This window comes from Nakamurella aerolata, from assembly GCF_013002705.1.
GTDB lineage: Bacteria > Actinomycetota > Actinomycetes > Mycobacteriales > Nakamurellaceae > Nakamurella > Nakamurella aerolata.
The window spans coordinates 150,192-163,988 of record NZ_JABEND010000005.1 but is presented as its reverse complement, the minus strand read 5'-3'; the positions used below and the strand labels follow the sequence as shown (position 1 = coordinate 163,988).

Here is a 13,797-nt window from a genome sequence, read left to right as displayed (position 1 = left end):
CCGCCGACACCGCGGGGGCGCTGCGCGGGCAACCCAGCTGACCCGCGATGGCGGGTTGTCAGTCGAGCAGTGCTCGCACCCTGGTGCGCTGCTCGTCCAGCCGAGCAGCCGCCGAATCCATGCGCTGCAGCGTTTCCCGCATCAGTGCGGCCACCTGCGGGCACAGCTCGATCTCGGGCGCGTCGCCCCGCGCGCAGGGCAACAACGCGCGGATCTGGACGGTGGAGAAGCCGGCATCCAGGAGCCCGCGGATCTGCCGCACCGTCTGCACGGCGTCCGGCGGGTAGAGCCGGTAGTCGGTGCTGGAGCGCTCGGGGCACAGCAGGCCCTGCTCTTCGTAGTAGCGCAGCACGCGGGTGCTGACCCCGGTGGCGGCGGCCAGCTCACCCACCAGCAGAGCTGACCGATGACGTGGGTGCGATGCGATGGTCATGCGGGGTCCGACCTTTCGTCTCTGGCTGCCGGTCCGGCACTCGGGCTGACGCGGTGCGGCGATGGGGTTTGTTCGTGGGGTTCGGTGAGCGCCGTGGCGATCCGCAGCACGGCGGCGCTGGTGCGATTCTCGGTGGTGCAGGCCAGGCTGATCGCGGCCAGCTGGTTGTTGCGCCGGATCTCGCCGATCGCGGCCACCACCTGGTCGAGGCTCGGCCCGCCGGACGCCGGGAACAACAGCCCGGGGAGCTCGCCCGACTCGACCACATCGACATCGACGTGCAGCACTATCGGACCCTGAACCGCTACCGGACCCACTGGCTGCTGCCGGATCTGAGACTGGGCGAGGTAGCGCGCCTCCGGCGGGTCGAGGTCGCGGCCGTCGAGCAGGGTGACCGCCTGCTCCGGCACGGGCCGCAGTCCGGTGGTGTCCGGCACGGTCCGGTCGGCGCCGCCCACCAGCTGCCGGATCGGCATCGCGCCGAGGTACCCGGAGGTGCTGGTCTGTTCGGTCTGCACGTCGCCGTGCGCGTCCAGCCACACCACCGACGGGTTGACGCCGGCCCGCTGCACGCCGGCCACCACCCCGAGCGAAGCGACACAGTCTCCGGACAGCACCACCGGAACGTCTCCGCGCCGGCAGCTGTCCGCCACGGCGCCGGCGATCCCGGTGGAGATCACCGCCATCCGCTCCCAGGGCGATCCGCTGGGCAGGTCGGGCGTCAGCGTCACGTCGGGCGGCAGCGGCCACGGCCCGCTCAGCTGCTCGTCGAGATGAAAGGGCGAAAGGATGACCGACACCCGGCCACCCTAGCCGCTGCCGTTGCGGCGCTCCGGCCGCGGCAACTCCGCAGGTCAGCGCCTCGCGCTTGACCTTGACGCCGATGTGAATGCCTAGCGTCGCGAACGTGACGACAGATGACGTGGCTGTGCCAGATTCCGACCGACTGGCCGGGGTGAGCACGGTGCGTGCCGGGACCGGGACCGGGCCCGCGCTGGTGCTGGCACACGGCGCCGGCGGCAGCATCCCGGCGAACTTCGGCAGGGTGATCGAGGCGCTGGGCTCGGAGCGGACGCTGCTCGGGGCCAACTACCCGGGGACCGAGGGCAGCGCGCTTGGCGCCGCGCCGCTCACGCTCGACGGTCTCGCCGACACTCTGATCGCGGTGGCCGATGCCGCCGGTGTCGACCGGTTCCCGATTCTCGGGATGTCGCTGGGCAGCGCGGTCGCGGTGACGGCAGCGCACCGGTATCCGGATCGGGTGACCGGGCTGCTGCTGACGGTGGGACTCGGCCATGCCGACGCCCAGTTGCGCAGCGTGGTGTCCGCCTGGCGCGCGCTGGCCGCCGTCGGCGACACCGACGCCCTGGCAGCGCTGATCCTGTCCGCGGGCAGCTCGCCGGCCACTCTTGCGCAACTCGACCCGGCAGCCGAAACCGTTGCCCGCCAGCAGATCAGTGCCGGCTTCGAACCCGGCGGGCCGGCCCAGGCCGAGCTGGTTGCCGGCGTCGACATCCGCCCGCTGCTGGCCGGCATTGCCGTGCCCACCGTGGTGATGGCGGCCGGACAGGACCGGCTGGTGCTGCCCAGCACCACCCGCGACCTCGCCGCGGGCATTCCCGGAGCGGAGCTGATCGAGTATCCGGACGCCGGGCACATCTTCACCGATGACGAGGAGCGACGCTGGATCGGCGACATCCGCGGATTCCTGACGGCACAGGCACTATGAGCTCGGCGGTGTCGAAGGCCGCTACCGTCGGTGAATCCGCCGGCCGCCGCAGCGGACCGGCGCTGGTGGCGCTCGCCGGCTGCCTGTTCGCCTTCCTCACCGCCGAACTGCTGCCGATCGCCTCGCTGCGGCAGCTGGCGGCCGGGCTGCACACCACCCCGGGCGCCGCCGGGCTGCTGCTGTCCGGCTACGCCGTGGTGGCGGGGGTGCTGAGTGTGCCGTCGGTGGCACTGACGGCCAGGCTGTCCAGGCGCACGCTGGTGGTTGCCGCGCTCGGTCTGCTGGCGCTCGGGCAGACGCTGTTGGCGATTGCCCCCAGCCTGCAGCTCGCCATGCTCGGGCGGGCGGTGGCGGCCGCCAGTCACAGCGTGGCCTGGGCGGTGGTGCCGGTGCTGGCCGTGCAGTTGGCCGGGCCGGGGCGCGCCGGGCGGGCAACCGCCGTGACCATGGTGGGGGCGTCGGCGGCGATGATTGTCGGGACCCCGGCCAGCGGCTGGTTGAGTGCCCAGATCGGCTGGCGGGCAACGGCTCTGGCGACGGCGGGGCTGGCCCTCGGGATGGCTGCCGCGCTGCGGGTGCTGCTGCCCGGCGCTACTACAGCCACATCGGCGCCGGTATCGGGAGCGGCGGACGGACGCGCCCGCCGCGGTCGATGGCCGGTGGTGGTCGTCTGCGCGGTCACCGCGCTGGTGGTGACCGGACACTATGTCAGCTACGGCTATTTTGAACTGTTGGCCGCCGGATCCGGCATCACCGGAGCCGGATATCCGTTGCTGCTGGCGGGCTTCGGCGTCGCCGGGCTGGCCGCGCTGCCGCTGGTCGGCCGGACGTTGGATCGCCGTCCCGGTGTGCTCGCGGCCGCGCTGCCCGGTGCACTCCTGCTGGCGTTCGGGACGATCGCCGTCGCCGTCTCGACGCACCGAGCGCCGGCCGCCGTCGCCGGAGCCCTGGTGTGGGGAGCGGCCATCGGCGGTCTGCCGGTGTGGTTGCAGGGCACCGTGATCCGGCTGGCCGGCGCGGGCGCCGAGCGTTGGTCGGCCTGGTACGTGACCGCCTTCCAGGTGGGCATCGCCGGCGGTGCCGCCCTCGGCGGGTTCCTGCTCGGCGATCCGCGCGATCCGCGGCCGGTGCTGTTGCCGTCGGTCTCCGCCGCCGTCGCAGCGGCCACCCTGCTGGTGACCGCGGCGACCTACCGGCGAGTGTTCGCTGTTACCGCTGGGCCGGGGCCAGCGCGTCGATGATCTGGTTCAGCGTGGGCGAGGGACGCATCACCCCGGCGGCTGTGGCGTCGTCCGGGCGGTAGTAGCCGCCCAGCTCCACCGGCTTGCCCTGTACCGCGAGCAGCTCGTCGTTGATGGTGGATTCGTTGTCCCGCAAGGCTTTCGCAACCGGTGCGAAAGCCGCTGCCAACTCGGCGTCCGCGGTCTGCTCGGCCAGCTCCTCGGCCCAGTAGAGCGCGAGGTAGTAGTGGCTGCCCCTGTTGTCGATCTCGCCGGCCTTGCGGCTGGGGGAGCGGTCTTCGTTGAGGAAGGTGCCGGTGGCGGCGTCGAGGGTGTCGGCCAGTACCTGAGCCCGCGCATTACCGGTTGTCGTCGCCAGATGCTCGAAACTCGTTGCCAGCGCGAGGAATTCGCCGAGCGAGTCCCAGCGCAGGTGGTTCTCGGTCACCAGCTGCTGCACGTGCTTCGGTGCGGATCCTCCGGCGCCGGTCTCGAACAACCCGCCGCCGCCGAGCAGCGGGACGATCGACAGCATCTTGGCGCTGGTTCCCAGCTCCAGGATGGGGAACAGGTCGGTCAGGTAGTCGCGCAACACGTTTCCGGTCACCGAGATGGTGTCCTCGCCGCGCCGGATTCGCTCCAGCGAGAACGCGGTGGCCAGCTCCGGCGACAGGATCTGAATCTCAAGTCCGTCGGTGTCCAGCTCGGCGAGGTACTCGCGCACCTTGGCGATCAGATTGGCGTCGTGCGGGCGGGCCTCGTCCAGCCAGAACACCGCTGGCGTCTTCGACGCCCGCGCCCGGTTCACGGCCAGCTTCACCCAGTCGCGGATCGCGGCGTCCTTGGTCTGGCAGGCCCGCCAGATGTCGCCGGCGTCAACGTCGTGCTCGGTGTAGACCTTGTCGTCGTTGCCCACAATTTTGACGGTGCCTGCGGTTTCGAGCTGGAAGGTCTTGTCGTGGCTGCCGTACTCCTCGGCCTTCTGGGCCATCAGACCGACGTTCGGCACCGAGCCCATGGTGGTCGGGTCGAAGGCCCCGTTGGCCTTGCAGTCGTCGATCACGGTCTGGTAGACGCCGGCGTACGACGAGTCGGGGATCACCGCGATGGTGTCCGCCTCGTTGCCGTCCGGGCCCCACATGTGTCCCGAGGTGCGGATCATCGCCGGCATCGATGCGTCGACGATCACGTCGCTCGGCACGTGCAGGTTGGTGATGCCCTTGTCGGAATCGACCATGGCAAGGGCCGGCCCGTCGGCGATGCCCTGGTCGATCGCGGCCTTTACCGCGCCGCCGTCGGCCAGCTGGTCCAGCCCGGACAGCATCGCGCCGAGCCCGTCGTTCGGGTTGAGTCCGGCCGCGGCGAGTTCCGTGCCGTACTGGCTGAACACCTCGGGCAGGAAGGCCCGCACCACGTTGCCGAAGATGATCGGGTCGGACACCTTCATCATGGTGGCCTTCAGGTGCACGGAGAACAGCACGCCCTCGCGCTTGGCTTCGGCGATGGCGTTCTCCAGAAAGGCTTTCAGGTTCGCCACCTGCATCACGGTGGCGTCAACCACCTCACCGGGCAGCACCGCGATGTCGTCCTTCAGCACGGTGATGGTGCCGTCCTGAGCCTCGTGCACGATCCGCAGCGTGTCACCGTCGCCGGCCGGGTCGATCACCACCGACTGCTCGTTGTGGAAGAAGTCGTGATCGTCCATGGTGAGCACCCGCGTCTTGGAATCAGCCGTCCAGGCGCCCATCTTGTGCGGGTGGGCCTTCGCGTAGTTCTTCACCGACGCCGGTGCCCTGCGGTCCGCGTTGCCCTCGCGCAGCACCGGGTTCACCGCGCTGCCCTTGACCTTGTCGTACCGGGCGCGGACGTCGCGTTCGGAGTCGGTGCTGGGCTCGTCCGGGTAGTCGGGGAGCGCGAAACCTTGGCCCTGCAGCTCGGCGATCGCGGCCTTCAGCTGCGGCACCGATGCGGAGATGTTCGGCAGCTTGATGATGTTGGCTGCCGGTGTTTTGGCCAGCTCGCCGAGCTCGGAGAGCGCATCCGCGGTCTGCTGGTCGGCCGGCAGCTGATCGGCGAACGCGGCGAGAATGCGCCCGGACAAAGAGATGTCGCGGGTCTGTAGGTTCACCCCGGCCTGCCCGGCGAACGCCGCCGCGACGGGCAGGAACGAATAGGTGGCCAGCAGCGGAGCCTCGTCGGTGTGGGTGTAGATGATCGTCGATGCGTCCACAGCGGGGGAGGGGGCAGCGGCTGAACTGGGTGCGCTCATCTGGGATCCTTCGGTTCACCTGGCGCGGGGAGCCGTCGGGGCCACCAGCCCGTCACCAGTACACGCGTACTGTTTGCGGTTCGAGTCTAACGCGAGCGCCGCACCGGTCGCACCGGCGGCCACCGGCCTCCCCGAGGTCGTGCCGCCGGCCGTCTACCGTTTGCTCATGCCACCCGCCTCGATCGACACCGCGGCCGACGGCGCGGCGGTTCCCGGCACCGGCCCGGAGCCGGCTCCTGCGCTGCGGCAGGCGCTGCGCGGCTACCTCGATCACCTGACGGTGGAGCGTGGGGCGGCGCGCAACACTCTGCTGTCGTACCGGCGGGATCTGCACCGCTATCTGGAGTTCCTGGCCGAGCGGGACATCGGCGACGTCCGCCGGCTCACCGCCGAAGTGGTGAGTGAATTCCTGATGTCGTTGCGCGAGGGCACGGAGCAGCATCCGCCGCTGGCGGCGTCCTCGGCCGCACGCACCGTGGTCGCGGTGCGCGGTTGGCACCGCTTCCTGCTGGCGGAAGGACTCACCGAGATCGACGCCTCCGCCGATGTGCACCCACCGGCTCCCGGCAAACGGCTGCCCAAGGCGCTGGATGTCGCCACCGTGACCCGGCTGCTGGAGTCGGTGCCGACGGACGATCCGCTGGGTCTACGTGACCGGGCGCTGCTTGAACTGCTGTATGCCACCGGCGGCCGGATCTCGGAGGTGGTCGGGCTCGACGTCGACGACCTCGATTCTCAGCCGGTGGCCGCATCCGGAGCTGCCGACCCGGCGCTGACGGTGGTGCGGTTGCTCGGCAAGGGGTCGAAAGAGCGGATCGTCCCGGTCGGCTCGTTCGCGGCCGCCGCGGTGCAGGCCTACCTGGTGCGCGGCCGTCCGGAGCTGGCTCGCAAGACCAAGGGCGGCAAGGCCGAGCCGGCGCTGCTGCTGAACGCCCGCGGCAGCAGGCTCTCGAGGCAGAGTGCATGGAAGGTCCTGCGGGACGCCGCCGAACGGATCGGCCTGGTGGCGGAGAATGGTAGCTCGGACTCCGAGCAACATCCGGATGCCGTGCACGGCAAGGGGTCTGGTGTCTCTCCGCACACCATGCGGCACTCGTTCGCCACCCACCTGCTTGAGGGCGGGGCGGATGTCCGCACCGTGCAGGAGCTGCTCGGCCACGCATCGGTGACCACCACCCAGATCTACACACTGGTCACCGTCGATTCGCTGCGCGAGGTCTACGCCACCTCGCATCCGCGGGCCCGCTGAACAGCCCGACCGCGCGATGTCGTCAATCGGGGTCGCGTGGGGTTCTCGACCCACTTTTGGGCATCGACGGGGCCACTGGACCCGGATTGCCGACATCGCTCAGCCCAGAGCGTTGATGCCGGCGGCGATCACGCTGATGCCGACGATCAACAACGCCACCGCCAGCACGGCGACACCGACCCACAGCACGGCCATCAGCCGGTTCGGTGTGGTCACGTCCTTGCCCATCACCGAGAAGAAGAACCCGCCGGGGATCAGCAGCGCGCTGGCCAACACCCCGAGCGAGGCGAAGGTCCACCCGGTAGGCACTCCGGCGGCGCTCTGCAACAGCGCGCAGACCAGGCCAAGGATCACCAAGACACCGGCGTGCGCGTGTCCGGCCCGGAAGAAGGTCTTCTGCAGTGGCGTGAAGGCGCTGCCTGCGGTGCTGACCCGCAGCAGGAAGGTGCCGCCGGACATGATGCCGATGACGGTGAGGACGGTGGCTCCGGTGGCAATGACGAGCGCTGGATGCATGGCGGGGTCCTAGCTGTTCGGGCGTTGCGGGCGTTGGATAGTGACAGTACCCAGTATTAGACATGAGTACTATCCAATGCAAGAATGACCGGGATCGAAGGAGCGGACATGCGGATATCGGAGCTCGCCGAGCGCACCGGTGTGTCGGTGCCGACGTTGAAGTTCTATCTGCGAGAAGGCTTGCTGGACAAGGGCGAAACCACCGCAGCGACCCGAGCGGAGTACGGAGCCGAGCACGTCGACCGGGTGCGGCTGATCAGTGCTCTGACCGCGGTCCGTGAGCTGCCGCTGGCCAGGGTGCGCGACATTCTGCGGCTGATCGACCACCCGGCGGACGATCCGGTGCTGGCCATGGGAGCGGCGGTATCGGCCTTGCCACCGTATGTCTTGCCTGCCGACGCGGCGATGCGGGAGTCGGCCGACCCGGCAGGGCCGGAGCCGGCAGACACTCGAACGCGGGAGCCCGGCGACCCAGTGCGTTATCCGCGGGCCCGGCGCGCCATTGAGTTGCTGGGGATGGAGTTCGATCCGAACTGGCCGGCCACCGCGCAGCTGGAGGCGGCGTTGCTCGGCCTGGAACAGGCGGGCCTGCCGTGGGACGACGCCCGTGCCAAGCGCTACGGGGCGGCAATGCTGTCGGTCGCGAAGCAAGAGCTGAAAACGATCGCCGCGATGACGCCGCAGCAGGCGGTGAGCTATTCGGTGCTCGGGACGGCGCTGTACGAACCGGTTCTGTTGGCGCTGCGCCGATTGGCGCACCGCTCGCTCATCGATCAGATGGCTCCCGGCGCGGCGGACGCTGGTCCGGATGCGGCCACAGCACCGTCACCGCCAGCAGGGTGAAGGCTGCTCCCAACAGATTGTTCAGCAGTCTGAACTCGGGTGCGACACCGTCGAGCCTTGTGCCCAGATCCACCAGCAGCAACAGGGTGGGCGTCCCGAGCACCGGCCAGAACCCGTAGTTCAGCTGCCGCAACGGTCGGGCGGCAGCCCCCAATACGGCGATGAGAGCGGCGGTGGCCCAGGCCGGCGAGTGGTGACCGATCGCCAGCGCTGCCGCGGTGAGCAGTGCGCCGCCGGCCATGCCGATGCTGCGCTTGACCACCCTTGCCTCTGTTGCCGCCCAACTGGGTCGCAGGGTGGTGAGCACACCGACCAGCAGCCAGCCGGCATGCGGCCATTCCAGCACCGTCAGCAGCACGAACAGCCCCGTGCACAGCACGGCGACCTGCCCGCCGTGCCGGAACTCAGGGGTACGTTGCCGTACGTGTTGCCGCAGCGAAAGTCGTTGTTCGGCAACGGAACTCGTCGACGGGTGCCGACCGCCGATCGGTATCAGCAGTGCCAGCGCTGCCCAGAGGCAACCGCCGCCGAAGCACCACGACGCGGCGCCGAAGCTCAAACCGGCCGGCGGATCCAGCCCGACGATCAGACAGATCAGCGGGGTGATGGCGATCCACCGCACCGGCGTCAGCGCCCCGAGCGCGGCGACGAAGATCGCCGCCAGCCACCATTGGGAGACCCCGACGGTGCCGGCCACCAGGCCGAGCAGGTACCCGGCTGACAACAGCGCGGCCCGCCGCAGGTTCTGCCAGCAGCGCTGTTTGCCAGTCGGTGCCGTCGGGGCGATGGCCAGCAGCCAGGCGGCGATGCCAGCGACGCTGCCGGCCGCGACCTGGTGGGTCAGCAATCCCAGCAGCAGCGGGGCGGCCACCGTCAACCCGACCCGCAGCCCGACCCGCCAGTTGTAATGGGCGTCGCGTTCCAACTCCCAGAACACCACGCGCCAGCGCCCCGGCGTCAGATGTCGTGGCCAACCGGGCGGCCATGGCCTTGCGGTGCGGACGGAGGTCATCGCCGGTGTCAGGCGGCCAGATCGGCCAGCTGCGCTGTGTTGGTAATGGTGGCGATGGTGCCGAGCAACTGCATGGAATCGTGATGTTCTCGCTCGGTCGCCGCGGCGCAGGCGTCCTCGAGGACGACCACCTCGAGGTCGCGGTCATGCGCGTCTCTCGCGGTGCTCTGCACCGCCCAGCTGCTGCTGACGCCGGCCAGCACCAGTCGGCGAATGTTGTTGGCGCGCAACGCCGCGTCCAGTGCGGTGCCGTAGAACGCGCTCACCCGCGGCTTGCTGACCACCAGATCGGCCCGGTCGACGTCCAGCTCCGGGTGGAAGGCGGTTCCCGGTCCGTCCAGCCGCAGCGCGCCGAGTCTGCCGGCTCCGGCGAACATCGGCGAGGTTGCCGGCAGCTCCGGGTATCCGGGTTGGAAACCAACCTTGACCAGCACGGTCAGCCAGCCATTGCCGGCGGCCGTGGCGAGTGCGTCATTGAACCGGCCGACAACATCGCGGTCGGCGGCATGCCGCGCCGCCCTGGCAATCAACCCATCCGGATGCATGATGTCGACGATGTAGTCCAGCCCGATCAGCGCAGTGTCGGTGCGCTGCGTGGTGTCCGTCCGGGCTTGGTTGGTCATGGAGTCTCCTTCTTGGTACGGCGCTTGGTATTTGGCGCTTGGGCTCGGGAAAGGCTTGACGGTTGCTCCGGCGGCCGCGGCCCGCTCCGCGGGCGAAGTGCCGGATGTGGTGGTCACGGTTTCCCCACGGCGCTGCCGGTCCGGTCGGTGCCTTCGGTGTCGGCCAACCGCTGCATCAGCTCGCCGGCCGCGATCAGGGTGTCCACCTCGGCCGGCGACAGCCGCTGGCCGGCGGCGGCGCGCAGCCAGCCCTCGCGCTCCTGCCGGTCCCGGTGCAGCACGTCGCGGCCCAGGTCGGTGAGCAGCAGCCGACCGCGGCGCCGGTCCGTTCCGTCCGGTACCCGCTCGAGCAGCCCGTCGGCGGCCAGCCGACGCACCGCCGCGGCGATGTTCGGGCGCTGCTGATGCAGGTCGGCGGCGACGTCGCTCGGGGTGGGGCCCGGCGGGCTCGCGGATCCGGCGGCCGGGGCGGCCGCCGCGGTGGTGAGCCGGTCGACAGCGCCGAGCACCCGCAGGTCGCCGAGCGGCAGCTGCTGCACGTGTTCGGACTGCAGGCGCCGGTACAGCGCCATCAGCTGGAGCCGGAAGGTGCGGGCCTGTGCGGTGTCCATAGCACTACTATGGCACATAATGATGCTGCATAACTAAATACCGGCAGTCCGACTGGTGCGGCGGAAGCGGATGCGTCCGGTGGCCGTCGGCGTGCGCGAACCGGGGCGCGCCGCCCGCTGACATAGGCTCGTGCTCGATCGTCGGGATGACGACACGAGAGGATGGCCGGATGATCCACCCGGAAAGCGCCGCCGCGCCGAGTGCACCGTCGCCGGATAGCTCTACTCCGGCCCCGCCGGGCACCGCGCCCGGACCGGACGCTCAGCCGACCGCTGCTGCAGCCGGCACCGCTGGTGCAGCCGGCACCGCTGGTGCAGCCGGCACCGCTGGTGCAGCCGGCACCGCTGGTGCAGACGGCACGGCCGCCCCCGACGCCGAGGCGGTTCCCGACGCTGTGCCTGACGCCGACGCGGTGCCTGGCGCCGATGCTGTGCCTGACGCCGATGCTGTGCCTGACGCCGACGCAGTGCCGGAAGCCAGCGCGGTGCCTGACGCGCACGCGGTGCCTGACGACCCGTCAGGCGAGCCGGCCGATGCCGCATCGTCGGTGCAGCGAACGGGCGCGCTGGGACCGACGGGTCGGCCGCCGCGGCAGATTCCGGAGCCGGCACCGCTGTCCTGCCACGGCCCGGCGCGGGTGATCGCGCTGTGCAACCAGAAGGGTGGTGTCGGCAAGACCACCTCAACCATCAACCTGGGTGCGGCGCTGGCCAGCTACGGCCGCCGTGTGCTGCTGGTCGATCTCGATCCGCAGGGCGCGCTGTCCGCCGGGCTGGGAGTGCCGAGCCACGAGCTGGAACGCACCATCTACAACCTGATGTTGGAGCGGGACACCGCCATCACCGATGTGCTCACCCCCACTCGGATCGAGGGCCTCGACCTGATCCCGGCCAACATCGACCTGTCGGCTGCCGAGGTGCAGCTGATCAACGAAGTGGGCCGCGAGCAGACCCTTGCCAGGGCCCTGCGGCCGGTGCTGCATGCCTACGACTATGTGTTGATCGACTGCCAGCCCTCGCTCGGTCTACTGACCGTGAACGCGCTGGCCTGCAGCCAGGGCGTGATCATGCCGGTGGCCGCGGAGTTCTTCTCGCTGCGCGGGGTTGCGCTGCTGGTCGACACCATCGAGAAGGTTCAGGAGCGGATCAACCCGGAGCTGGCCGTCGACGGCGTGCTCGTCACCATGTTCGACGGCCGCACCGTGCACGCCCGCGACGTGGTCGCCATGCTGGTGCAGCGTTTCGGTGACGAGGTTTTCGACACCGTCATCTCCCGCACGGTGAAGTTCCCGGAGACCACCGTCGCCGGTGAACCGATCACCAGCTACGCCCCGACGTCGTCGGCGGCCGAGGCCTATCGGACGCTGGCTCGTGAAGTGATCGCTCGATGACCGGCGTCGACACGCTGCCGGCCCGACCCGCGGACCAGATCGGACCGGCGGCCGCGGACGGTGCTGCAGCTGTCGATCGGGCCAGTCTCGAGCACGACGCCGGCGAGCAAATCGCCGATGTGCCAACCGATTCCGCCGGTATCGGCGCAGGGGCGGGTGCCGGTGCGGGGCCGGGGGGTGGACGCCGGCGCTTCGAGCTGCGGCTGGACAACTTCGAGGGTCCGTTCGACCTGTTGCTGCAGCTGATCAGCCAGCATCAGCTGGACGTCACCGAGGTCGCCCTGCACGTGGTGACCGACGAGTTCCTCGCCTACATCAACGCAATGGGCGAGGACTGGGACCTGGAGCAGGTCACCGAGTTTCTGGTGGTGGCCGCCACCTTGCTCGATCTGAAGGCGGCGCGGCTGCTGCCGGATGCCGACATCGAGAACCCGGACGATCTGGCGCTGCTGGAGGCGCGCGACCTGCTGTTCGCCCGGCTGCTGGCCTACCGCGCGTACCAGCAGGTGGCGACCCTGTTCCGCGAGCTGGAAGCCGGTGCGCTGCGCCGCTATCCGCGCGCGGTGACGCTGGAGGATCGCTACCTCGGCCTGCTGCCTGAGGTGCAGCTCGGGTTGGACGGAGCCGGGTTCGCCGAACTGGCCGCCAGTGTGTTCCGGCCGAAACCACCGCCGACGGTGTCGCTGGAACATATTCACGCCTCACCGGTGTCCGTCGCCGAGCAGACCCAGACCATCAGGCTGATGCTCGCCGACCGCGGCACCGCGACCTTCGCCGAGTTGGTCAGCGGTTGTGAGCGGACCCTCGAGGTGGTGGCCCGCTTTCTCGGGCTGCTGAACCTGTTCCGCGAGGCCGTTGTGCTGTTCGACCAGCCGGAACCGTTGGGGGAGTTGACGATCCGCTGGACCGGCAGTACCGAGGCGGACACCGAGCCCGGCGCTGTCGGCGCCGGCGGCATCGTCACCGACGAGGAGTACGAGTGAGCGGGCCGGAGCAGCCCGGACCCGGGGACGCAGCGGCGCCAGGGGCCGATGCGGTGGATCTCCGCGAGGTGCTGACGGGCCCGGACGACGAAGACCGCACCGGCGCGGGCGCCGAAGACGGAACAGAGCCGGCGACTGTCGAGGAGCTGCCGGCCGTGCCGGGTGCGGTGGCTCTCGGCGCCGTCGATACCGACGACTTGGCCGGGGCGCTGGAGGCGGTGCTGTTGGTGGTGGACAGCCCGGTGACGGAGCAGCAACTCGCCGCCGCCGTCGGTCACGGCATCGACACGGTGCGCAGTGAGCTGATCGCGATGGCCGGCCGGCTGGCCGAGGCCCGCTCCGGCATCGATCTGCGTGAGATCGGCGGGGGCTGGCGGTTCTACACCCGCGACCGCTACGCGGCCGTGGTCGAACGATTCGTGTTGGACGGTCAGCAGTCTCGGCTGTCCAGGGCCGCGATGGAGACCCTCGCGGTGATCGCCTACCGGCAGCCGGTGAACCGCGCTCGTATCGCCGCCGTCCGCGGCGTCAACGTGGACGGCGTGATGCGCACCCTGGTCGCCCGCGGCCTGATCCAGGAGGCCGGCACCGACGGCGACCCGCCGGGGACCGGCGCAACGCTGTACCGCACCACCGAGCTGTTCTTGGAGCGGCTGGGGCTCGGCTCGCTGGACGAGTTGCCCGAGCTCGGTCCGCTGTTGCCGGATATCGACGCGATCGACGAAGTGCGAGGTGAGCTGTGAGGCGACGGCGAGCGGAGGCAACGGCGTGACGCGACGAAGGAGCGTCGACCCGGCCCGCAGCGAGCGCGGAGCCGAACGATCGGGCACCGTGAGGCGACAGCGAGCGGAGGCAACGGCGTGACGCGACGAAGGAGCGTCGATCCGGCCCGCAGCGAGCGCGGAGCCGAACGATCGG

At 70.3% G+C, this 13,797-nt stretch carries 14 protein-coding genes; 7 read left to right on the top strand and 7 right to left on the bottom strand.

Going from position 1 to position 13,797, the window contains the following annotated elements:
* Positions 1-58: 58 nt before the first annotated feature.
* Positions 59-433: a MerR family transcriptional regulator gene (locus HKD39_RS10695; protein WP_246232416.1), complete on the bottom strand. Its 375-nt coding sequence runs from the start codon at positions 431-433 to the stop codon at positions 59-61.
* Positions 430-1,233, bottom strand: a complete 804-nt coding sequence (locus HKD39_RS10690; protein ID WP_171199855.1) for an arginase family protein — start codon at positions 1,231-1,233, stop codon at positions 430-432. Before HKD39_RS10690 ends, HKD39_RS10695 begins: the two co-directional genes overlap by 4 nt.
* Before the next feature lie 107 nt (positions 1,234-1,340).
* Between HKD39_RS10690 and HKD39_RS10685 the strand changes: the two genes are divergently transcribed.
* Together HKD39_RS10685 and HKD39_RS10680 are read left to right on the top strand one after the other, a co-directional pair.
* Positions 1,341-2,162 (top strand): alpha/beta fold hydrolase, encoded by an 822-nt coding sequence (locus tag HKD39_RS10685; protein ID WP_212754420.1) that lies wholly within the window; start codon positions 1,341-1,343, stop codon positions 2,160-2,162.
* A gap of 8 nt (positions 2,163-2,170) precedes the next feature.
* The gene (locus HKD39_RS10680; protein ID WP_171199853.1) at positions 2,171-3,403 is read left to right on the top strand and encodes an MFS transporter; all 1,233 of its coding nucleotides are present in this window, start codon (positions 2,171-2,173) and stop codon (positions 3,401-3,403) included.
* On the opposite strand, the gene HKD39_RS10675 is transcribed toward HKD39_RS10680, so the two are convergent.
* A complete protein-coding gene (locus tag HKD39_RS10675) occupies positions 3,372-5,612 on the bottom strand; it encodes an NADP-dependent isocitrate dehydrogenase (protein ID WP_171199981.1) in 2,241 nt (746 codons plus the stop codon). The two genes, HKD39_RS10680 and HKD39_RS10675, sit on opposite strands and share 32 nt — an antisense overlap.
* A gap of 205 nt (positions 5,613-5,817) precedes the next feature.
* On the opposite strand from HKD39_RS10675, the gene HKD39_RS10670 reads away from it, so the two are divergent.
* Complete coding sequence (locus tag HKD39_RS10670; RefSeq protein ID WP_171199852.1) at positions 5,818-6,900, top strand: site-specific tyrosine recombinase XerD; 1,083 nt, start codon at positions 5,818-5,820, stop codon at positions 6,898-6,900.
* A gap of 99 nt (positions 6,901-6,999) precedes the next feature.
* On the opposite strand, the gene HKD39_RS10665 is transcribed toward HKD39_RS10670, so the two are convergent.
* Positions 7,000-7,416, bottom strand: coding sequence for a hypothetical protein (locus HKD39_RS10665; protein WP_171199851.1), 417 nt, complete (start codon positions 7,414-7,416; stop codon positions 7,000-7,002).
* A gap of 108 nt (positions 7,417-7,524) precedes the next feature.
* On the opposite strand from HKD39_RS10665, the gene HKD39_RS10660 reads away from it, so the two are divergent.
* Entirely contained in the window at positions 7,525-8,259 is a 735-nt protein-coding gene (locus tag HKD39_RS10660) for a MerR family transcriptional regulator (protein WP_171199850.1), read from the top strand.
* Here the strand turns inward: HKD39_RS10660 and HKD39_RS10655 are convergent.
* The 3 genes from HKD39_RS10655 to HKD39_RS10645 all read right to left on the bottom strand — a co-directional run bounded on the left by HKD39_RS10655 (position 8,183) and on the right by HKD39_RS10645 (position 10,505).
* Positions 8,183-9,271, bottom strand: coding sequence for an FUSC family protein (locus HKD39_RS10655; RefSeq protein ID WP_171199849.1), 1,089 nt, complete (start codon positions 9,269-9,271; stop codon positions 8,183-8,185). The two genes, HKD39_RS10660 and HKD39_RS10655, sit on opposite strands and share 77 nt — an antisense overlap.
* Positions 9,272-9,279: 8 nt before the next feature.
* Positions 9,280-9,894, bottom strand: a complete 615-nt coding sequence (locus tag HKD39_RS10650) for a cysteine hydrolase family protein (protein WP_171199848.1) — start codon at positions 9,892-9,894, stop codon at positions 9,280-9,282.
* A gap of 113 nt (positions 9,895-10,007) precedes the next feature.
* On the bottom strand, positions 10,008-10,505 hold the full coding sequence (locus HKD39_RS10645) for a MarR family winged helix-turn-helix transcriptional regulator (protein ID WP_171199847.1): 498 nt from the start codon (positions 10,503-10,505) through the stop codon (positions 10,008-10,010).
* A 467-nt stretch (positions 10,506-10,972) separates the two neighbouring features.
* Here HKD39_RS10645 and HKD39_RS10640 point away from each other — a divergent pair, with 467 nt between their 5' ends.
* From HKD39_RS10640 to scpB, 3 genes are read left to right on the top strand one after another with little or no spacing between them, the layout of a single operon-like run.
* Positions 10,973-11,896, top strand: a complete 924-nt coding sequence (locus HKD39_RS10640) for a ParA family protein (protein ID WP_171199980.1) — start codon at positions 10,973-10,975, stop codon at positions 11,894-11,896.
* Positions 11,893-12,879: a segregation and condensation protein A gene (locus HKD39_RS10635; protein WP_171199846.1), complete on the top strand. Its 987-nt coding sequence runs from the start codon at positions 11,893-11,895 to the stop codon at positions 12,877-12,879. The genes HKD39_RS10640 and HKD39_RS10635 overlap by 4 nt, the downstream gene beginning before the upstream one ends.
* Positions 12,876-13,622, top strand: a complete 747-nt coding sequence (gene scpB / locus HKD39_RS10630; RefSeq protein ID WP_171199845.1) for an SMC-Scp complex subunit ScpB — start codon at positions 12,876-12,878, stop codon at positions 13,620-13,622. The genes HKD39_RS10635 and scpB overlap by 4 nt, the downstream gene beginning before the upstream one ends.
* Positions 13,623-13,797 lie beyond the last annotated feature (175 nt).